Source organism: Wolbachia endosymbiont of Drosophila innubila, assembly GCF_021378375.1.
Taxonomy (GTDB): Bacteria; Pseudomonadota; Alphaproteobacteria; order Rickettsiales; family Anaplasmataceae; genus Wolbachia; species Wolbachia pipientis.
Genome location: NZ_CP076228.1, coordinates 1,194,959 through 1,214,421, shown reverse-complemented (window position 1 = coordinate 1,214,421; position 19,463 = coordinate 1,194,959). Strand labels below are relative to the sequence as shown.

The window sequence follows — 19,463 nt, the reverse complement described above, 5'->3', positions numbered from 1 at the left end:
CTACTTCTCTAATTTTATGTACAGAAAGCTTCAAGCTTTATTGAGGTTTTGCCTATAGTAAATTACGCACATAATCAACCAAATTAAGGAAAGTGCAAACCAAGTGATTGCATATTCCAAATGCTTCATTGGCTGTATAGCTACTTTGCTGCCAAAATTGTTCGGCCACAATACACACTTCTCTAGCTCAATACCTAACTCATTGGAAATTTCTTCTGTACTCAGGGTAAACCATGTATTCGAAGCAGTATCGTTCTTGATAAACCAATTTTTACTTTTATTGCTATCGCAATATAAAATTCCATCTGCAACTACTTTTTCAATTTTTACTTTTTTCTCCTTTTTTTCTCTGACTATTCCTTTATTCACCAACATGTAACGTCCAGTGGTGAGCAACATAGGAGACAGCACGTGATAGCCGTGTTGCCCTGCAAAAACATATAGTTCTATGTCACTTAGAATCCCATCAATCTTGACATGCCTATAGTTAAATTTTTCAAGGTCGTTATTGGGCAACAGATGAACAACAGGAAGACTCATATTTTTGATAATATTATTCTTCCAGTTCAATCTGAATACTTGCCATAATCCTAATAAAAAAAGGAGCAAGCAAGGTACAATTAAAATAAATACTATTTTTTTTAACACTCTATATTTGTGTTCTTAAATAGTTTTCAACACCCATTAGTTCAATAAGGTCAATCTGTTTTTCAATCCAATGGAAGTGCTCTTCTTCATTTTTTAACATCTCTTCTAATAACATTACACTAACAAAATCTTTTTCTTTCTCAGCGATAGAAATCGTTTCTTTGATATCCTTAATACCTTTTCCCTCTAATTTCAAATTAGCTTCTAAGATTTTCCGTATTGTGTCTTTTGTAAACTTTCCATCATGCTTTGATATTTCGTTTGTATCCTGAAAATTTGGAACTCCTTTGAATAACAAAATTCTTTCTGCCAACTTGTTTGCATGTTCAAGTTCTTCGTTAAGCTCATTTTTTACCTTTTCTGCAAATCTATTAATTCCATTGTTTTTGAGAATCGCAAAATGCAAAAGATACTGGCGTACAGAAGTTAGCTCATTGGTCAATAATTTGTTCAAATGTTTTACTATCTCTTCATTCATAATCTTCCCTTAGTTCAATTCATCAGCATAATTTATATGATAACGATAGTTATAGCAACTCATTTAATATTTCCTTTGATAACAACCGTATTAAATAGCATGTCGTGGTATGTCTGTTTTTTCTTAGAGAAGCAAGCAACTAGATACCAGCAAAGAGTGAGCAGCACCGTTAATATAGTGAGTAGCACTATTAATATATCGAAGGCGTTTATTAACACGTCCTGTTCTTGGAAAAGCTCGATGAGGATAACTATTATGTTATATAATAGAGAAAGAAAAAACTGAGAAATGCTTCTATCAAATGCTAAACTCAAATCTATTTTAGAACCGTCCAAGCTTATGGTATGTATGTTCATTAATTGCTGACCAGGAGTTGCTTGGGCTTTTGAAGATATAAAATATGTGAAGTAACTGCAATCTATACACATAGATGAAATTAACGGAAAATTCTTTAACAATAGTCTGATTAATAAGTTTGGAATTAATAAAATTGCTCTATCTATCAAATATGCGCAAAAGCGTCTTATTATACTGGCAATCTCTGTAACAGTGGTCATTACCTATCTTCTAAATACTTTATTATAAAATCTGTAAGTTTATCAAAATGTTGAAAACATAACAAATCTTCATAACCGCTTATTGATTGACCGTATATAATAGGTAAACAATTGGCATTTTGTGCACACAGAACATCTGTGATGCTATCACCAACGAAAAACACATTTTCTCTATTTATAGGCAACGTACTCTCTTCTAGTGCAAATAGCAGTGGGGTTGCAGATGGTTTATCTTCTGCAGTATCGCATGACCCAACCACTCTTTCAAAGTAGGAATCTAGTTTAAAATAGGCAACTTCTTTACGTAAATTAGTATTTTTCTTATTACTTACTATTGCTAGATAAATATTGTGGCTTTTCAGTGTCTGCAACATTTTCTCTACTCCTTGATTCAAAGCAATGTTTTGCAATAGTGCATCATCTAAATATTGTTGATATATCTGATTCGCTTTTTTCCACTGATCGCCAAATAAATTGACCATATAGCTCTTTCTCGACTCATGGGAATTTCTATCAGCAGCTTTATTACTATACCCCATTGAGTTTATGGTATGCTTAATAGCATTAAAAATATTATCTTGAGTGTCAACTAAGGTATTATCCCAATCGAATACTACTGCTAATGAGCTATCTTTCATCTCTTATATAATTATACATTTTAACTTAATAAGTAAATAGCATTTTAATGAAAAAGATATAAATAGGACGCCCTTGATAAACACTTTTTACCACAAGTTATGTTAACTGTTTTTTATATAATTAGCTAATATACTGATTATATGATATGTTTTAATAGGTAACAGGTATGGCCCAGACATCTAAAGAAAGTGTTGAAAAAAAGTTTAAAGATGTTTTTGAACGTTCTCCAGGTGCTTTTCCAGAAGGTACCTCATTAGAAAAGAAGGTTAATTATATCGCAAAAGGAACAGAGGCTCTAAAAGCTGTGAAAAGTAAGGAGCTTGAGAACAAAATGAAAAACGTTGCAGAATTGAGTCAGAAATTTGAAAGTCAAAAAGGACGTGCAGATGAAAAAGTACGTCAAGATTTTGAAAGAATTGCTGAGCTTGACCAACAATATAAAGGGAAGGGCATCTTCACAAGTGAAAAAGTTGCAGAGCCAAAAAGTGACAAAAAACTCCAAGACACTCCGAGAAAAACTACAACAGCAGTTAAAGACCTTGAACATAATACACAAAAAAAGACTACTGAAGCTTCTGTGCAAACAGCATCAGAGCACGATTCACAAACCGTTAATCCCTCAGTAAGCAAGAGTTCTGTAAAAGAGAAGCTCAACACTGAGCCGGACAAAAAAGATAACACGCCTCAACCACAAGAAAATCAAAAAGAAGAAGGGTTTTTGAGTCTTCTGAAGCGCTTTGTTAAGAAAATATTAGAAAAATTTTTAGGTGAAGGTGAAAAGGATGTAGAGAATGCTCGTGGCATGAAAGAAGATGCTCAAAGAGATACGTCAAATAACGAAGAGCAACAAAAGAGTAAGCAGCTTGATGAAATTTTAAAGGACAAAAGTGTAAGCGAGGGTTTGAAGCAGGCAACAAAGCTTGAAAACCCGGCAATAACGCCTGTTAATACTCCTAAAGTGAATGAAGTAAACACGGGTCGTGAAAGGTGATCCGCTTTCAAGCTTCATTATACCGCCACAAACCGTCATACCGCCGCGGTATCTCATCCGCTAACAAGTAGCGGGATGACGATTGTCAGGGTGTCATCCCAGTGCCCTGACTACTTGGATCTAGCAAGCTTTGCTTGCAAATAAGTCTAATACGCGTCGCGTTTTATGCCAAAACACAATTGGAGTTACATGCAAAATAGATCCCAGTGTCAGCTACTCGGATGACAAAAAAAGGAGCACTGGGATGACACCATTTGTTGTATTTAACAAAGTTCGTACTTAGCTTCATGTTAGCTATAAACATTAAGAAATTTACCAAGCGAAAAAAAAGGCAAAAGAAGCCCCAGCTAATATCTATTTTAGAACATTGGCGTTTTTTAAGTCTTAAACACTGCAATTTAGCTGCTTTTAAATGCAACTCACCTTAGTTTAAATGTTTAAGAAATTTACTAAGCAGAAAAAAAGGCAAAAGAAACCCCGTGTTAGCTAGTTGTCACTCCCTAATCCTGCAAATTGCCGTACTATACTGTCTTAAACGACTTATAAGCGCGTTTCAGCTTGTGTAGGTAAAAACCTAGAAATATTGTGAAGACATAAGGTGCACATAGTGCAAAAAATTAAAAATAAGACGCCAACTACGTTGTTTTCTTGCTGTTTAATCTGCACAGATGAAGATAACTGAATACCTTCAGTTTCATGATAAGGGGGCTGGCGGAGTTTGTCAAGTAAGTTTTTTCGTTTCTAACGGTTGTTGCCAAAAACTATGCAAGAAGTCTATTGACAGGTGATTAAATTATAATGTAGCCTATTGCCGTATATCCGGGGGTGGGTTGTTGTGAGGCTTTTTCACTTTTTATTCTTGTTAATGTGTTTTTCTCTGTATTACTATGCGGGTTTTATATTTTCGCCCTGCCCAAAAGCTACGGTTTGCTTTTCACCTGGAGAAGATTGTGCTGTACCGATAATCAACGTAATAGATCAGTCTAAAAAATCTATCTTAGTTCAAGAATATACATTTACTCTTGGAACAGTTGCAAAATCTTTGATTAATGCTAAAGAACGCGGTGTTGATGTTAAAGTCATCTTAGATAAATCGCAACTCTACTCAAAATATAGTGTTATAAATGAATTATTTTCAGGTGGAGTACCAATTTGGATCGATGATAAGCCAAAGATTGCTCATAATAAGATAATGATTGCTGACAATCAAAAAGTCATCACAGGGTCATTTAACCTTAGTAAGACAGCTAAAAAAGGAAATGCTGAAAATTTATTAATTATTACAGATTATCCTGAATTGATTCAGCAGTATGTGAAAAACTGGGAGGCACGAATGTCACAATCTTACAAATACGCTCCCAACTAATCGAGAGCGCTTGCTCAAAATCAGTTTTAAAAACAGCAAGGGAGAGCTTTTTTGATTGATTGGCATAATGATTATGATATAATGAACTAAAAATTTAAGGAATAAAGTAATGGATTATATAAATGATGCTGCCGGTAGCTACACTGCTATTCATGATTTTTTTCAAAACAACGGTGTTGGAGATTACAAAGTTCAATGCAATTATGGTGGGGTGCCGTATGCTACTGATGAGTACGTGCATTCTGGCGATAAATTTTGGAGTAATAATTTCATAGACTCACATTTTGGCAGGGAAATAAAAATGTATCCTCAAAGTGAACTTTTAGCTAAAGAATATGCTGGAAATACGTTGCCAGTTTCAATATCACTAGATAAGGATTTAATAAAAATGAAGGAATGTCAGAAAAAAACGAAATTTGTGGAACTAGAAAGGGAGTCAGGTGATTTAGTGCATGATAAGCAAAAGTATGTAAAGTGTTACACAACAAAGCTATCATATGATGATGTACATATTTACAATAACGATAAAGTTTCAACATTTAGCATAAAATACGACGTGCCAAATGATCCGAAATACAGTTTAAATATAACATTTACAAAGGTTAATGATAATAAACCAGGATTTTGGCAGAAATTTAAAAATATGTTTTAACGTGACCATTCACTGGTTTTTACTCAATCAACCAACAACAGTTAATATCAAATTTTTATAATTAAAAAATATGCTATTTTTTAAAACTTTCATTCTCATTGACTCTGTCAACTTCACAAAACAACTCTTGGACCAAATGTATCTGGCATAACACCTTTTGGTAACTTGCTACTTCTTTTTTTCCGCATCTCCGACAACAGCCATTGATATTCCACTACATAAGGCTTGATTTTTGGTAAATCAACTTTTTTATGAATAATACTATGCTTCTCCTTAAATTGACCATTTACCCTAAACGCTATTAGCTTCCTTAAAATTTACATTAATGCCTATTTTGCCTACACTGAAGCGTCTTTTCCAATTTTTTCTAGCATCAACTCAGCAGCTTTTTGTTCAGCAATCTTTTTACTAGAAGCGCATGCAGAAACTTTACCATAATCTTCTATGCAAACTGATATAGTAAATTCAGGATTGTGCGCTGGTCCAGTTTGTTTTACAAGCTCATACTCTGGTAAAGGCAATTTGTTTTTCTGAGTCCACTCTTGCAGTGAGGTTTTAGGATCTTGAGGGGGGTCAAGCATGCCTTTAGCTAGCTTTTCCCAATATTGGATAATAAATTTTTCAACATTTTCAAGCCCGCCATCAATATAAATTGCACCTATTAGTGCTTCAAGCGAGTTTTCTAAATTTTTTAAGTTACATCTCCCTCCATTGCAGCGTTCACTATTATTCATGATGATAAAGCTGCCTAATTTTATTTCTTTAGCAACATTAGCAATGGTGTTGCCACAAACTAAATCCGTCTTTCTTTTTGCCAATGCTCCTTCTTTTTCTTCAGGAAATAGTTTAAACAGTGTGGCAGATACAACCATATTCAAAACACTATCGCCCAAAAACTCTAGTCTTTCGTAGCTTACAATCTGGTTTTTGCTATTCCTTTTATTTACGCTTGGGTGAGTTAGTGCCTCTTCTAATATTGCATAATTTGTAAATTTATAATCAATGATCTTAGATATTGCATCATTCAAACTCTTCATACCCATTATTTAAAAGAAAAGCACTTTCTACCACCTTTATACCAGAGAATTAGTTTTATTTTATTAAAATAATACCACCAACTTTCAAAATTAATGTATACAACCCACCACCTCATTAATGTTACTAAATCCATCTCTCCTTATTAGTTCTGCAAGTTCTAGATTAATTTTGTTTACAACTTGAGGTCCGTGGTATATGAGAGCAGTGTACAACTGCACCAAAGAAGCTCCTGCCTTTATTTTTTTATATGCATCAGCACCACTTGAGATTCCTCCGCACCCTATCAATAATATTTTGCCCTTAGTAAATTTGTACATATCGCCCAATAACTCGGTTGAAAGTTTAAACAGCGGGTTGCCACTCAACCCACCACTCTCATTATGGTGAGAATGCAGATTATCTCTACTTACCGTAGTGTTGCTTACTGTTAATCCGTCAATCTTATATTCCAACGCAAGCTCAGCGATATTTTCTTTCGTTTGCTGATCTACATCTGGTGAGATTTTTAATATTATTGGTATGGATTTAGAATTATCAATTGATTTTCGGGTTAGAGTTACGGATTTCAACAATTCCGATAATTCTTGCTTATTGTGCAGATTGCGTAAATTAGGCGTGTTTGGGGATGAGATGTTCAGCACTATATAATTGCTCTTTCCATATACTATCTTTATTAAGTCAACATAATCGCTGATTTGGTCCTTTGATGTACTGTTTTTTCCTATGTTGATGCCAAAAATGCAGTCATCAAGCTTGGTTTCACCTATTTGTTTAAGAAAATAGTCTATTCCTTTATTGTTAAATCCCAATCTGTTAATTACCCCTTGATCTTTAATTAACCGAAAAATTCTTGGCTTTTTGTTTCCATATTGTGGATTACGAGTTACAGTACCAGTTTCAATAAACCCAAAACCAAATGAGAGCATAGGCCTTATAACTTCTGCATTCTTGTCAAAACCTGCAGCCAGACCTACGGGGCTTCTGAGCTTATTACCAAAAAAATTCACACTCAAAGATTCTGGTAGCTCTATAGGATTCTTATAAGGCATTTTCTTTAATGCCATAATTGCCAAAGAGTGAGCAACTTCGGGCGGTAGTAAAAATAGTAAATTACGTTTGTAAAACACTTTGCTTATTTTTAGTTTATTTTTTACCATGAAACGCTATAAGAGTATAACCATAACTTGAAAAGAAATTGATTTTACTATGGACAAGCTTTCTCTATAGGTTACACACTTAAAGCTACTGTTAACTTTTACAAGATATAGAGAATGAAAGAGGCCGGGACCGGAATTGAACCGGTATAAAAGGATTTGCAGTCCTCCGCATAAGCCATTCTGCCACCCAGCCGTTTTTTATGTGTAGATATCCATTATATCTTTTAGCATAGATAAAGCCTCCTCCCTTTTGCGTTGAAAAGTGTTACGTCCAATGATTGAACCATTACCGCCACCCTGCTTAATTTCTTTCGCTTCATTGTATATGTTATCTACTTCCTTCGATTCACCACCAGAAAAAACTACTATTCTTTTCCCTGCAAAACAAGACCTTTTAACATATTCAATTCTTTTAGATAATGATTCAATATTTTCTGTTTCTATTTTCTCCCTTTCCAAATATTTAGTTGGAAGTTTTACTTTTATTATATTAGCGCCAAGCAAAGCTGCCATGTGCGCAGCATAGGCAATAACATCAACTGCTGTTTCACCTTCTTTGGAAATCCCTTCACCTCGTGGATAAGACCATAGCACTACTGCAAGTCCATAAGATTTGGCTTCAGCTATGATTCCACGGGCTTCCTCCATCATATCGAAACACTTAGCAGAACCAGGATATATAGTAAATCCGACAGCTAAGCATCCCAAACGCAGCGCATCTTTCACAGAAGAGGTTATTGCCTGATCAGAGGTTAGATCCTTTGAATGTAAAGAGTTGGAACTATTAAGTTTCAAAATAAGTGGGAGCATTCCAGCATAAGTTGCAGCACCAGCTTCAATCATACCAAGTGGAGCAGCATATGCACTTACTCCCGAATCAACCGCAAGCTGAAAATGATAATGTGGGTCATAAGCATCAGGGTTAACTTCAAAACTTTTAATTGGACCATGCTCAAATCCTTGATCTACTGGCAGAATCACTAACTTGCCAGTGCCGCCAAGCTTTCCATGCATGAGAATACGAGTAAGATTTGCTTTTACCCCAGGGTTTTCACTTTCGTAGTAGCTTAGGACTTGTTTTACTTTATCACTTATCACTATAATTCAAATTGAATTTAAGTTATAGATTGTAACAAAGATGAAGTTCAATACAAGGATTTTAAACTATATCAAAAGCAATTTTATTTTCTACTTTATTCATATAGATTCTTAATTTCTTTCCTTTTATTAATTTACGATTCAGTATTTCTTCCGCTAAGTAACTTTTTATCTCTTTTTCAATAAGTCTCTCTATCGGACGTGCTCCCATTTCCTTACTATAACCTGTTTGTGCAAGATAAGATTTCACTTCATCTTCTACCAAGCAGTTTATGCCTTTTTGCGTCAGCTGCTTTTTCAGTTCCTGAATAAATTTATCTACAATATGCAGAATTATATCCGCATTTAAGTCAGAAAAAGAAATAATCGCATCAAGACGATTACGAAATTCAGGGCTAAAAACCTGTTCTATCGCTTTTTCACTATCACCAGTGTTAAATTTTTTATGCCCAAAGCCAACAAAACTTTTGCTGCGTTCAGCTGCTCCTGCATTAGTTGTCATAATTAAGATTATATTGGAAAAGTTAACTTTACGTCCGTAAGTGTCTGTAACGCAACCATAATCCATAATTTGTAGCAATATATTATAGATATCGCTATGAGCCTTTTCAATTTCATCAAGCAGCACAACACTATATTGATTATTAGATACAGACTCTGTGAGTAATCCACCCTGATCATAACCTACATATCCAGGAGGAGAACCAATCATCCTTGATATCGTATGAGACTCAATATATTCGGACATATCAAAGCGTATAAGATTCATGCCCATGCTTTCTGCTAATTGTTTTGCTAGCTCGGTTTTACCAACACCGGTTGGCCCTGCAAAAAGATAATTTGCTAAAGGCTTATTGTAATTTCTCAACCCAGATTTAGCAATTTTAATAGAATTAACAAGAGATTCTATTGCCTGCTCTTGGCCAAAAATCACCTTCTCTAGATTAGCTTTTAAAGACTTTACTTTCTGCAAATCATCAGATTCAGATCCGCAAGGCACATTTGTAATTCTAGTAATGGTATTCTTAATATCTCTACTATTTACAATTTTACCCCTGTTTCTTAGCAATTTACAATATGCCCCTGCCTCATCAATAACATCAACCGCTTTATCAGGTAATATTCGCCCAGTAATATACTTATGCGAAAGTTCAGCCGCAGACCTAATGGCATTCTTTGTATAATATACTCCATGATACCCTTCATAGTAGTGCTTTATACCATCTAGTATCTTTATCGTTTCGTTAACAGAAGATTCCTTAACATTAATTTTTTGAAACCTCCTCGCTAATGCTTTATCTTTTTCAAAACTATTGCTGTATTCTCTATATGTAGTTGCACCTATACAACGCAGTGTACCTCTTGCAAGCGCAGGTTTGAGTAGGTTACCTGCATCAAGAAAGCTACCACTTGTAGAACCTGCTCCAATGATAGTGTGTATTTCGTCAATAAAAAGGATAGCACCTGGTTTTGCCTCAATCGCTTTTATTATAGATTTTATTCTCTCTTCAAAATCACCTCTATAGCGTGTCCCTGCAAGGAGTGACCCTAAATCCAAAGCATAAATTATACTGGACCTGAGCGCACTTGGAACACTGTTTTCAATGATTTTGAGTACCAAACCCTCAACTATTGTGGTTTTGCCAACACCTGGATCTCCAACATATAAAGGGTTGTTTTTTCTACGCCTCAATAATATTTCTATAGTGCGATTTAATTCATAATCACGACCAATAACATAATCTATTTTTTTGCTTCTTGCATAGTCATTTAAATTTTTACAATAACTTTGTAGAATTTCCTCATCTTTTAGTAGCTCACCTTTATTTACTGTAGTAGGAGCATCATTATTTTTATCAAGTTTTACTTTATGATTAGTGGTGTATTCATCTATATCGTTAGAGTATTTCATGTTAGATATGTGGTAAATCAAATTGGAATCTTTCGCACTTTGTTTCTGCAATAGATCTTCAACGTATAAATCTTGCCCAGACAAAATTTCTACTAGAACACTTGCTCCATTTATTTCTTTTTTCCCCAAGCTATGAGCCCGTATTATTGCTCTGTGTATTATGCATTGAAACATTGAGCTAGGTTTAACTCCACTGATAATCAATTCAGAACTGCTTTGTAAAAACCCTTTTATATTATTATTATAATCATTAGCCTTAATATTGCATCTTGATAGAATGTTATCCATACTGATGATTTCATCGGCTCTGATATTACATCTTGATAAAACGTAATTTACATCCACGTCTTTAGTTAACGCCAGCAATAAATGTTCTACTTTCGCATATTTAAGATTAAAATTAGAAGCAATGAATAGTGCTCTATTCAAACTTGCCTCTAAGTTTTTGGAAATCATCTCCTATTCTCTTTAAAAGTGGGAACTCATATATAATGAATAGCACACAATTATTAAAAAAATTGAAATCCAGCAGTTCGCTGTAGCCAATTTGAATCCCACTCTGGATCTACGTCATAGCACCGCAATATCTCAGCATAGATTCCGCTAATGAGTAGCGGAATGACGAGTTTTACGCTTATCAAATTGTAGGTAAATCCTATTTAATACGCTTTTTCTAGTACTCTGCTTTTCTTCTTAAATGCATTGATCTTTTTTCTACCGTATTTAGTCTTTAACGTACTTGGCCTTTTAAAGACCTTTTTGCTGTTACGTTTTTTAAATTGCACACTACAATCAAAATTTAGCTCTCCTTCTTTGTCTGCCAGTGCAGGCAGTCTTCTCTTATCTTGAGGTGTAACAAAAGATAGCGCATACCCTTCAGCTCCAGCGCGTGCAGTTCTACCTATACGATGAATATAGTCAGCTTGCGATTGTGGTGCATCATAATTGATAACATGTTGAATGTGGGGAATATCAAGGCCGCGAGAAGCAACATCTGTTGCAACCATGATTTGATTACGGCCACGACGAAAAGAATTAATGACCCTTTCGCGCTTGTGCTGCCTTAAATCACCATGAATTGCTAAAGCGCTATAGTCATCTTTGTGCAATCTGTTAGCTAGCTGATCCGCTCCTCGCTTTGTTTTGACAAAGATAATGATTGATCCTTCGCGCTGACATAGTTGTGTAACAAGCTTTTCATATTTTTCTGATTCTGATGCATAAACAATTTCTTGCTTAATTTTTACAGAAGTTGTAACCTCACAATCAACAGAAATACGTTCTGGTCGATTAAGGTACTTCTCAGCAAGTTTTACTATATCTCCAGGAAGAGTTGCAGAAAACATAAGAGTTTGCCTTATTTTAGGCAAATGCTTCATAATTTCTTCAATCTGAACTCCAAAGCCCATATCAAACATACGATCCGTTTCATCAAGCACAAGAACGCTAACATTGCGAGTAATCAAAGTTTTACGCTCAATATGGTCTATAATACGACCAGGAGTACCTATTACAATTTGTGGTTTTTTCTGAAGCTGATTTAGCTGCCTAAAAATAGGCTCACCACCAATCAACAAAGCGACCCTTAGTGCAGAATTTTGAGATAAGAGTTTTCTTATCTCATTTGTTACCTGATGCGCAAGCTCTCTGGTTGGCACGATGACTAAAGCTGAACCAGTGTTAGGCTCATTCAGCAACTTAGCAACCAACGGAATAGCAAATGCTAAAGTTTTTCCAGTCCCCGTTTGAGCAGATCCGAGAATATCTTTACCTTGTAGCGCTAAGGGAATCGCTTGTATTTGAATCGGAGTTGGGACGAAAAGATTATTTTTATCTAGAGCTTGTCTAAGCGAAGCTGGGAGACCCATCTCATGAAAATTATTCACAATACGTTAATCCTGTTAAAAGACTTCATAATAGATTAATCTTCCAATCTTAAATTTATTGCAGATTTTTTATCTTCTCCGTTTCTACCGCGCTCCTCTTTAACCTCATAACTCACCCTTTCTCCTTTTATTCCCTTCTCTTTATTCTCTCCTTTAAGTGCCTCAGGTCTTATTCCCGAACGTTCCAATGTGCTAATATGTACAAAAACGTCACCCCCTTTACCTTCTGGCTTGATGAAACCATAGCCTTTTTCGGCATTAAACCATTTTACATTACCAAATTCCATTTAAACAACTCCTAAATTATTAACTAACATTACTAATGTGATGAAAAACTTTGAAATTACGATTGAGAATGCTTTAAGCTTAGCTATTGAAACTAAACCTTTATACTCCATAGTCTATTCTTAACATTACATGACAATAATACACAATTGTTGTACTTGATGCAAATAAATTTTTTAATCGTTAAGCGAACCTGCAACCGTCATTTCGCTAACTTTAATCGTTGGTGAATTAAATTGCCCACAAAAAGTTAGATCATCTGCAACGACTAAATTGCTAAACATATCCTTCAAATTGCTAGCAATGGTAATCTCATGTATTGGATACGTTATTTTTCCATTTTCTATAAAAAATCCGGAAGCGCCTTGGCTGTAATCGCCATTGATTAAATTGACACCAAAACCAAATAAATCAGTTACATATATTCCCTCTTTCACTTCCTGAATTAATTCTTCAAACGATACATCACCATTCTCAATGTAGAGGTTACTAGCTGCAGGAATAACTGCAGCATTACTTGCACGAGCTGCACTTCCGGTTGTTTCTGAGTCTAATTTTCTAGCCGAGTATAAGTCTAAAATCCAATTTTGTAATATTCCGTTTTTTACAAATATATTTTTCTTGCTAGTTATCCCTTCTCCATCAAATGGTCTCGATGCTATGCCTCTTGGCAACAATGGATCATCGATAATATTAATTCTATCGTTGAAAATCTGAGCGTTTAAACTACCCCTCAAGAAAGAACTGTTGCTTATAATACTGCTCCCATTTATAGCAGAAGCAAAATTTTTTACTAGCCCTTTTGCTGCTCTTTTTTCAAAAATAACTGGAAATTTACCAGTTTTCATTGTACGTGAATTCAATTGATCAACTGCTCTTTTTGCTGCTTCTTTTCCCATTAACTCTGGCAACTTTAAATCACTAAAATTACATGCTATATCATAATCGTAACCAACCTTCATTTCACTTTCTCTTCCAGCAACAACAGAGACCTGATTAGCAAAGGTTGATTTACTAAACGAGCCAATAAAACCAGAAACAGTCGATAATACTGTATTCACTAAAGCGTATGAAGAAGAGGCTCCTTCAGAATTAGTGATACTCTTATGTGCAAGAGCTGAATTTTCTGCAGCTTCAGCAATTTCTTTTAGGTTATCAACGGTTACAACATTATTATCTGAGATACTTAAATCTGCAGAAGAGATATAATTACTACCATTTACAGCAAAATTAATGCAAGGATCTTCTGGCGCATTCTTTGCCATTTCTACCACTTGGCTTACTGTATCACTCAGATTATTCAAATCGTTTGTAGAAATATACGCAGCTTTGTTTTTACCTGCTATAGCTCTGATTCCTACAGTGCAATTTTTAGATTGTGATATTTGCTCAATTTTTGATAGACGCTGAGAAACTGAAGTCTTATTAGTTTCATATATTGTAACTTCCGCATCTTGATTTTGCTTTTTTATTAGTTTAGTAATATCTGCTGCAATATTTAATATATTCATTTTCTATTCCTTAGATTTCTATAAAGATTCTGCACCACCTATAACTTCAATTAAATCAGTCGTAATCGCTGCTTGACGAGAACGATTATAAAGCAATGCTAATTTGTTCAGTATCTCTTTAGTGTTTCTGTTTGCTGATTCCATAGCAACCATTCTAGCACTATTCTCACTCGTTGCACTTTCAAGTAAAGCAGAGTAAAGAGCAATTACAACGTAATCTTGAACCAAAGATTTTAAAATAAATTCAATATTTTGTGGTTCATACTCATAGCCGTAATCTGTTGTTGGACCAGCCAGAGAGCTATCAATCAAGGATGAGTCTTTACTCCATGGTTTTATTGTTTCCAACATTGGTTTTTGCGTGAAGGTATTATAGAATTTACTATAAAAAACTTTAACTTTATCGTATTTACTTAAATCTATACCATCAACCAAAGCTTCTACGTGCTTTAACGTGATTCCCTTACTATTTTCAATTTTTAAGATACTTTTAGAGTCAAATCTATTTTTACCTACATCAAAAGCTTTTTTACCAAGAAATACAATATCTACTTTTTTGCCATTTGCGATTGACTTATTTACACGCTCTTGACTAAATTTGACAATAGAAGAGTTAAAGTTGCCGCACAAGCCACGATCAGACGCAATAATGAATACTAGGTAAGAACCGTCGTTACTGACATTTAGAATTTTTGCCAGTAATTCTTGATCAACTGATAGCATTAATGAAAAAATAATGTTATGCAGCTTAGATACATATAATTTTGAATTTAATAACTTCTTTTGGCTTTGTAACAACTTTGCTGCAGAAACCATTTGCATTATTTTCGTGGTTTTCTGTACAGACCTAATATTCTTAATTCTTAAGGATAATTCCTTTAAGCTCTTCATTTTGTATACAACCCTGATTTATTAAAATATATAACTGTTAGTGTCTAAAAGCAAGTTTTTTTGACATTAAAACCAAGTCTAGCTAAGAAACTTGCAGGTTTATTGTTTGGAGATAAGGATTATATTAAGAAAGTGCTCTAACTTCAGCAATATCAATGTGAAAGTAGCCTAAGAGGTTGTTCGGAAACTAGTAAATTCAAGCATATTCCCTCTTTAACATAACCCTACTCATAGCTAGGTATATGAAATTCTCAGTGGATGTTGTGAGTAAATCATACTCCTTCGATAGCCTTCTATTCCTATTAACCCAAGCAAAAGTCCTTTCTACAACCCATCTTCTTGGCTGTACTTTAAACCCTTGTTCTCTTGTTGGTAGTAGCTCAGGTGGCGTATCTTTGTGCACCCAAAATCTACATGGAGGCCTTTTAACAATTTCAATATCTATGTCATATTCTTCCTTTATGTGATTCTTTAAATTTCTTCCTTGGTATCCCATGTCAGCCCACATTTTTTTAACTTTAGTATATTTTGTTCTCATATTGTTTAATGCTATTTTAATACCATCTCTATCATTTTCGTTAGCAGCGCCTACGTAACAACCTAGTATAAAACCCTGAGTGTCTGTAATTATATGCCTTTTTCTACCCTTTACTTTTTTACTTCCATCATAGCTTTGATCCCCCCTTTTCTGTAGTCTTTACAGATTGACTATCTACTATACAGGCACTCGGCTGCTCATTCTTTCCTATTTTTCTTCTACTATATTTTGTAATTTCATAATTCATTTTCTCAAAAATTCCCTGCTTCTTCCATTGCCTGAACTGCTCATACACAGTCTTCCATAGCGGAAAATCATTTGGTAAATACCGCCATTGACACCCTGTACGCAATACATAGAAAATTGCTTCTAATATTTCTTTTTTGCTATACTTTGGCAGCCTTCCTCCTTTCTTGTATGATACTCTGAAGTGTTTTTCTATTCTTGCCCATTCCCTTTCGCTTAGATCTGTTGGATACTTTTTTCTCATCTTTACCCCGTACTAAAATTTCAGATATTATAGCCTTTTACTTGTTTCCGGACAACCTCTAATGGTAATTTCTACACTTTGTGGAATTTTATAATATATAATAAACACAATTAAAACTATTACAACTTGAACACTTATGATCCCATTGTTCTAGTTCCCTGTTACAATTTTTACATTTCCAGCCTGGATCAGGCAAAGCTTCTGAGCCCATCTTGTTTAGCCAATAAATTACCTTGTCGTGTTCTTGCAATGTAACCTTGAGTTGTATTACAATAAAGTAGATTGACATGTAATTAGCTTTTTTCATAGCAGTATCTAAATATTGACTTGCAAGATCATATTTACCTGAACTCATTGAGGACAAAGCAAGTAAACAGTAACTAAAATAATAATCAGGGCGTAAGTTGTATAGTCTTTCAGCACCTTTACTATTTAAATTGATGTACATTTTAGCTGACTGAGGAGTAGGATTTACTGTATACTCTGCCTCTAGCACTGCAGAAGCTTTTCTGATTTTTCCAAGTTTAATATATAATTCTGCCTTTAAATAATTGATGGGCTGAAAAATTGCACTATAACGTTGTGCTCTAAATAAAGACTTTATAGCCTCCTTAAAATTTCCTTTACTTTCATATTGCTTTGCTAAAGCGCAATAAAACACTGCAAACATTTCTTTATGATCAAAGGGGAGAAAAATATTGGACTTAACTGCTTCCTTCAACCTCAAAATTGCATTAATCCAATCTTCTTTCAATATGCAATGCTCTATTTGAAAGGGAATAGATAGCATTTTATCGTTAATTGAACTAGAGCAATATTCTATAAATTTTTGAAAGACTACTTTTTCTTGCTTGAGGTGGACAATCAGCTTATTGGCTAGAAGTAGAGCTAAGTTACGATTTTTATTTGCAATATTTGTTAAACCGTTACTGAAAAAGCTGTAATTTCCCGTCTTACCTGAGTTAAAGAGCTTTATTAAAGACAACCTATCGCTCTCCTCACTCAGACTTTTAACTAGCTTTTGGGCATTCTCTATATTGTCTAAGTCTATGCTAAAGAAAGCTTCAAAGAGAAGCAATTCTTCCCTATCCCTTCTTCTATTTCTTATGTTGGCAAATGTTGATGAAATGGAGGAAAAAAAGCGTACAAGTGTAATTAATAAAAATAATAAAACTACACAAGTAAAAATAATGAAATATAGATCAATACTTATAGTGTAATTGCCTAATTCCAATTTTATTACTTCACCACTTACCTTGACCCATATACCAAATAAAAACGAAAAAGCGAAAATTATAAAATAAATCATGAGATATATTGTAATAAGTGATGATATATTGTTGAAATATTCTTAGAAGCTACAATAAAACCATTCAATTTATTCAGCCATAGCTTGAATTCTGAATGCGTTAAATTGCTTACTGTAACAGTTATATTTTGCCAATCATTATCATTTATTGACTCCTCAATTTCTGCGAATTTTACTCTTAATGGATCATTTCGGTCGTCTACCTTTATCCAGTTTGAAATGATTTTTTTAGACAATGTACTTTTGTTGTAATCGATAGTATCAATAGTTTTTTCAAAAGATAACTTCAATTCGTGTAAGGTATTTATCTCTTTCAAATTTTCTAATTCATCTACTGCATTTTCTATCTCTGGATCGTCAAGCTCTGATATCAAAGGCTTTATTGAATTTATATGGTTATCAAATTTTGCTTCTCGCAATAACGAATTCTTCATTTTAACCACAAGTAATAGCAATTTTGCAAGGTTCTTACATCTTGAGTTATTATCACCTTGCTCACATTGAGTATGCTGACTTCTCTTGAGGTCAAATATCTTTTTTTCTATTCTAGATTGATTAACTTCAAGCAACATTCTAAATTCATCCATGTTTTCCGTTAAAGCTTTCACATTGTTTTCACTCTCTTGCTGATTTATTTTTAAAAAGATTATGTTATTTATTGTGATGTAACCGGTAAATAACAATACAATTAAGAACCAACCTATGTACTTTTGCTGAGTATCATTCATAACGTAGTATCTCCGCAGGATCTTGTGCAGCTGCCTGCAACGCAGGAGCAATTGTCGCTAAAAATGATAAGAGTAACGCAAGTGCAGAAATATTTACTACGTCTTGGGGTACTAATATCACTGGCAAACTTGAAAAAAAGTATATCATAGGATCAAACAGCTTGACGTTAGTAATGTTTTCTAAAAACACTCTAATGCTTTCGATATTGAGAGAAAAAACGACACCTATAATACAGCCAAGACAAGTTCCCGTAAAACCGATTAATAGACCACAAGCGCAAAATATACGCATAATGCTTCCACTTGTTGCACCAAATGTACGCATAATTGCAATCGCGGATTTCTTTTCTTGCACTATCATCATTAAATTTGAGATAATATTAAACGCTGCTACAACTATAATCAAAGTGAGAATTAAAAACATCACATTTCTTTCAGTTTTTAAAGCACTAAAATAATGGCTTTGCTGTGATTGCCAACTTTCAGCTTCCATTCCTATTTCTTTTTCTATAGCATCTGCCAGCTTATCAGCTCTAGTAACGTCGTCTACAAGTACTTCTATATTTTTTATGCTATTTTTATAATTAAAAAAGGCTTGTGCTGATTTTAGAGGCATATATATCAAGGTATTATCATACTCAAACATACCCATATCAAATATTGCTATAACTTTATATTTTTTCATTCGCGGCATTTCACCAAGTAATGCATCAAATTCTTCAGATGATATAAACGTAATTTCGTCGCCATAGTCAATGTTCAAAACTTCTGCTAAGCGTGCTCCTATTATTATCCCTTCATCAAATTTTTTTACATCACCTATAATTACATTATTTGTAACGGCAGTACTATCAAGCAAATCTTTAGTTGACACACCTCGCACTACGCTACCTGCAATTTTACCATTTGCTACAATAATAACTTGATCATTGGTCATAGGAGTAGCTTTTAATATACCAGGAATTCTCTCAATAGATTTTGAAACTGCGTAGTAATCTGAATTTATGTTCCTATCAAAATAAACGTTAATATGGCCATCAATGCCAAGTATTGAGTCAAGCAACTTTGCTCTGAATCCGTTCATCACAGACATCACCACTATTAGTGTTGCAACTCCAAGGGCAATGCCGATAATAGAGAACAAAGTCATTATAGAGCAAAATCTGGCATTTCTTGCTCGCAAATAGCAAGCAGCCATAGTAATTTCAAAGGCAATGGACATTACAAAATATTTTGAGGTTAGACATTATATTTTTGAAACTTCGTATAATTGTAGACTTTTCTTTATT

Annotated in this window: 19 protein-coding genes and 1 tRNA gene; 3 read left to right on the top strand and 17 right to left on the bottom strand. The window is 34.2% G+C overall.

Annotated elements, in window-relative coordinates:
- Nucleotides 1-30 precede the first annotated feature (30 nt).
- The 4 genes from J4T77_RS06580 to J4T77_RS06565 are packed head-to-tail and all read right to left on the bottom strand — an operon-like array spanning nt 31 to nt 2,321.
- Entirely contained in the window at nt 31-648 is a 618-nt protein-coding gene (locus J4T77_RS06580) for an SURF1 family protein (protein WP_190321059.1), read from the bottom strand.
- A 1-nt stretch (nt 649) separates the two neighbouring features.
- A complete protein-coding gene (bfr, locus tag J4T77_RS06575) occupies nt 650-1,126 on the bottom strand; it encodes a bacterioferritin (RefSeq protein ID WP_010081932.1) in 477 nt (158 codons plus the stop codon).
- Between the two features lie 59 nt (nt 1,127-1,185).
- The gene (locus tag J4T77_RS06570) at nt 1,186-1,683 is read right to left on the bottom strand and encodes an RDD family protein (protein ID WP_010081931.1); all 498 of its coding nucleotides are present in this window, start codon (nt 1,681-1,683) and stop codon (nt 1,186-1,188) included.
- The gene (locus J4T77_RS06565) at nt 1,683-2,321 is read right to left on the bottom strand and encodes an HAD family hydrolase (RefSeq protein ID WP_010081930.1); all 639 of its coding nucleotides are present in this window, start codon (nt 2,319-2,321) and stop codon (nt 1,683-1,685) included. The genes J4T77_RS06570 and J4T77_RS06565 overlap by 1 nt, the downstream gene beginning before the upstream one ends.
- Before the next feature lie 167 nt (nt 2,322-2,488).
- Here J4T77_RS06565 and J4T77_RS06560 point away from each other — a divergent pair, with 167 nt between their 5' ends.
- The 3 genes from J4T77_RS06560 (at nt 2,489) to J4T77_RS06550 (ending at nt 5,331) form a co-directional block, all read left to right on the top strand.
- Nucleotides 2,489-3,313, top strand: a complete 825-nt coding sequence (locus J4T77_RS06560) for a hypothetical protein (protein WP_022626161.1) — start codon at nt 2,489-2,491, stop codon at nt 3,311-3,313.
- A gap of 835 nt (nt 3,314-4,148) precedes the next feature.
- The gene (locus tag J4T77_RS06555; protein ID WP_010963125.1) at nt 4,149-4,679 is read left to right on the top strand and encodes a phospholipase D family nuclease; all 531 of its coding nucleotides are present in this window, start codon (nt 4,149-4,151) and stop codon (nt 4,677-4,679) included.
- Between the two features lie 109 nt (nt 4,680-4,788).
- The gene (locus J4T77_RS06550; protein ID WP_006279913.1) at nt 4,789-5,331 is read left to right on the top strand and encodes a hypothetical protein; all 543 of its coding nucleotides are present in this window, start codon (nt 4,789-4,791) and stop codon (nt 5,329-5,331) included.
- 338 nt (nt 5,332-5,669) lie between these two features.
- Here the strand turns inward: J4T77_RS06550 and rnc are convergent, their stop codons facing one another.
- From rnc to J4T77_RS06480, 13 genes are all read right to left on the bottom strand, one after another.
- Nucleotides 5,670-6,368: a ribonuclease III gene (gene rnc, locus J4T77_RS06540; protein WP_006279914.1), complete on the bottom strand. Its 699-nt coding sequence runs from the start codon at nt 6,366-6,368 to the stop codon at nt 5,670-5,672.
- A 90-nt stretch (nt 6,369-6,458) separates the two neighbouring features.
- Nucleotides 6,459-7,526, bottom strand: a complete 1,068-nt coding sequence (locus tag J4T77_RS06535) for a quinone-dependent dihydroorotate dehydrogenase (RefSeq protein WP_190321058.1) — start codon at nt 7,524-7,526, stop codon at nt 6,459-6,461.
- Between the two features lie 121 nt (nt 7,527-7,647).
- Nucleotides 7,648-7,719, bottom strand: a tRNA-Cys gene (locus tag J4T77_RS06530).
- A gap of 5 nt (nt 7,720-7,724) precedes the next feature.
- The gene (locus J4T77_RS06525) at nt 7,725-8,621 is read right to left on the bottom strand and encodes a class I fructose-bisphosphate aldolase (protein ID WP_038228077.1); all 897 of its coding nucleotides are present in this window, start codon (nt 8,619-8,621) and stop codon (nt 7,725-7,727) included.
- 64 nt (nt 8,622-8,685) lie between these two features.
- Complete coding sequence (locus tag J4T77_RS06520; protein ID WP_070357007.1) at nt 8,686-10,992, bottom strand: AAA family ATPase; 2,307 nt, start codon at nt 10,990-10,992, stop codon at nt 8,686-8,688.
- Nucleotides 10,993-11,195: 203 nt separating this feature from the next.
- Nucleotides 11,196-12,422, bottom strand: a complete 1,227-nt coding sequence (locus tag J4T77_RS06515) for a DEAD/DEAH box helicase (protein WP_038199603.1) — start codon at nt 12,420-12,422, stop codon at nt 11,196-11,198.
- 35 nt (nt 12,423-12,457) lie between these two features.
- Entirely contained in the window at nt 12,458-12,709 is a 252-nt protein-coding gene (locus tag J4T77_RS06510) for a cold-shock protein (RefSeq protein ID WP_006279919.1), read from the bottom strand.
- 174 nt (nt 12,710-12,883) lie between these two features.
- Entirely contained in the window at nt 12,884-14,218 is a 1,335-nt protein-coding gene (locus tag J4T77_RS06505; RefSeq protein ID WP_190321057.1) for a TldD/PmbA family protein, read from the bottom strand.
- Nucleotides 14,219-14,236: 18 nt separating this feature from the next.
- Nucleotides 14,237-15,109 carry an ATP synthase F1 subunit gamma gene (atpG, locus tag J4T77_RS06500; protein WP_010081973.1) on the bottom strand — a complete coding sequence of 291 codons (873 nt, stop codon included), beginning with the start codon at nt 15,107-15,109 and terminating at the stop codon, nt 14,237-14,239.
- A 196-nt stretch (nt 15,110-15,305) separates the two neighbouring features.
- A protein-coding gene (locus J4T77_RS06495; protein WP_399464107.1) for an IS5 family transposase occupies nt 15,306-16,137 on the bottom strand; the annotation gives its coding sequence in 2 pieces (ribosomal slippage) (nt 15,306-15,780 and nt 15,779-16,137; 834 coding nt in all).
- Between the two features lie 88 nt (nt 16,138-16,225).
- Nucleotides 16,226-17,446 (bottom strand): hypothetical protein, encoded by a 1,221-nt coding sequence (locus J4T77_RS06490; protein ID WP_007548692.1) that lies wholly within the window; start codon nt 17,444-17,446, stop codon nt 16,226-16,228.
- The gene (locus J4T77_RS06485) at nt 17,443-18,174 is read right to left on the bottom strand and encodes a hypothetical protein (protein WP_038199598.1); all 732 of its coding nucleotides are present in this window, start codon (nt 18,172-18,174) and stop codon (nt 17,443-17,445) included. Before J4T77_RS06485 ends, J4T77_RS06490 begins: the two co-directional genes overlap by 4 nt.
- Entirely contained in the window at nt 18,167-19,396 is a 1,230-nt protein-coding gene (locus tag J4T77_RS06480) for a lipoprotein-releasing ABC transporter permease subunit (protein ID WP_070357005.1), read from the bottom strand. The genes J4T77_RS06485 and J4T77_RS06480 overlap by 8 nt, the downstream gene beginning before the upstream one ends.
- Nucleotides 19,397-19,463: the final 67 nt, after the last annotated feature.

Bases quoted from the DNA above. Each gene is read 5' to 3' on its own strand.
- bfr (WP_010081932.1), bottom strand. From the start codon at position 1,126: ATGAATGAAGAGATAGTAAAACATTTGAACAAATTATTGACCAATGAG.
- J4T77_RS06570 (WP_010081931.1), bottom strand. From the start codon at position 1,683: ATGACCACTGTTACAGAGATTGCCAGTATAATAAGACGCTTTTGCGCA.
- J4T77_RS06565 (WP_010081930.1), bottom strand. From the start codon at position 2,321: ATGAAAGATAGCTCATTAGCAGTAGTATTCGATTGGGATAATACCTTA.
- J4T77_RS06560 (WP_022626161.1), top strand. From the start codon at position 2,489: ATGGCCCAGACATCTAAAGAAAGTGTTGAAAAAAAGTTTAAAGATGTT.
- J4T77_RS06550 (WP_006279913.1), top strand. From the start codon at position 4,789: ATGGATTATATAAATGATGCTGCCGGTAGCTACACTGCTATTCATGAT.
- rnc (WP_006279914.1), bottom strand. From the start codon at position 6,368: ATGAAGAGTTTGAATGATGCAATATCTAAGATCATTGATTATAAATTT.
- J4T77_RS06535 (WP_190321058.1), bottom strand. From the start codon at position 7,526: ATGGTAAAAAATAAACTAAAAATAAGCAAAGTGTTTTACAAACGTAAT.
- J4T77_RS06520 (WP_070357007.1), bottom strand. From the start codon at position 10,992: ATGATTTCCAAAAACTTAGAGGCAAGTTTGAATAGAGCACTATTCATT.
- J4T77_RS06510 (WP_006279919.1), bottom strand. From the start codon at position 12,709: ATGGAATTTGGTAATGTAAAATGGTTTAATGCCGAAAAAGGCTATGGT.
- J4T77_RS06505 (WP_190321057.1), bottom strand. From the start codon at position 14,218: ATGAATATATTAAATATTGCAGCAGATATTACTAAACTAATAAAAAAG.
- atpG (WP_010081973.1), bottom strand. From the start codon at position 15,109: ATGAAGAGCTTAAAGGAATTATCCTTAAGAATTAAGAATATTAGGTCT.
- J4T77_RS06490 (WP_007548692.1), bottom strand. From the start codon at position 17,446: ATGATTTATTTTATAATTTTCGCTTTTTCGTTTTTATTTGGTATATGG.
- J4T77_RS06485 (WP_038199598.1), bottom strand. From the start codon at position 18,174: ATGAATGATACTCAGCAAAAGTACATAGGTTGGTTCTTAATTGTATTG.
- J4T77_RS06480 (WP_070357005.1), bottom strand. From the start codon at position 19,396: ATGTCCATTGCCTTTGAAATTACTATGGCTGCTTGCTATTTGCGAGCA.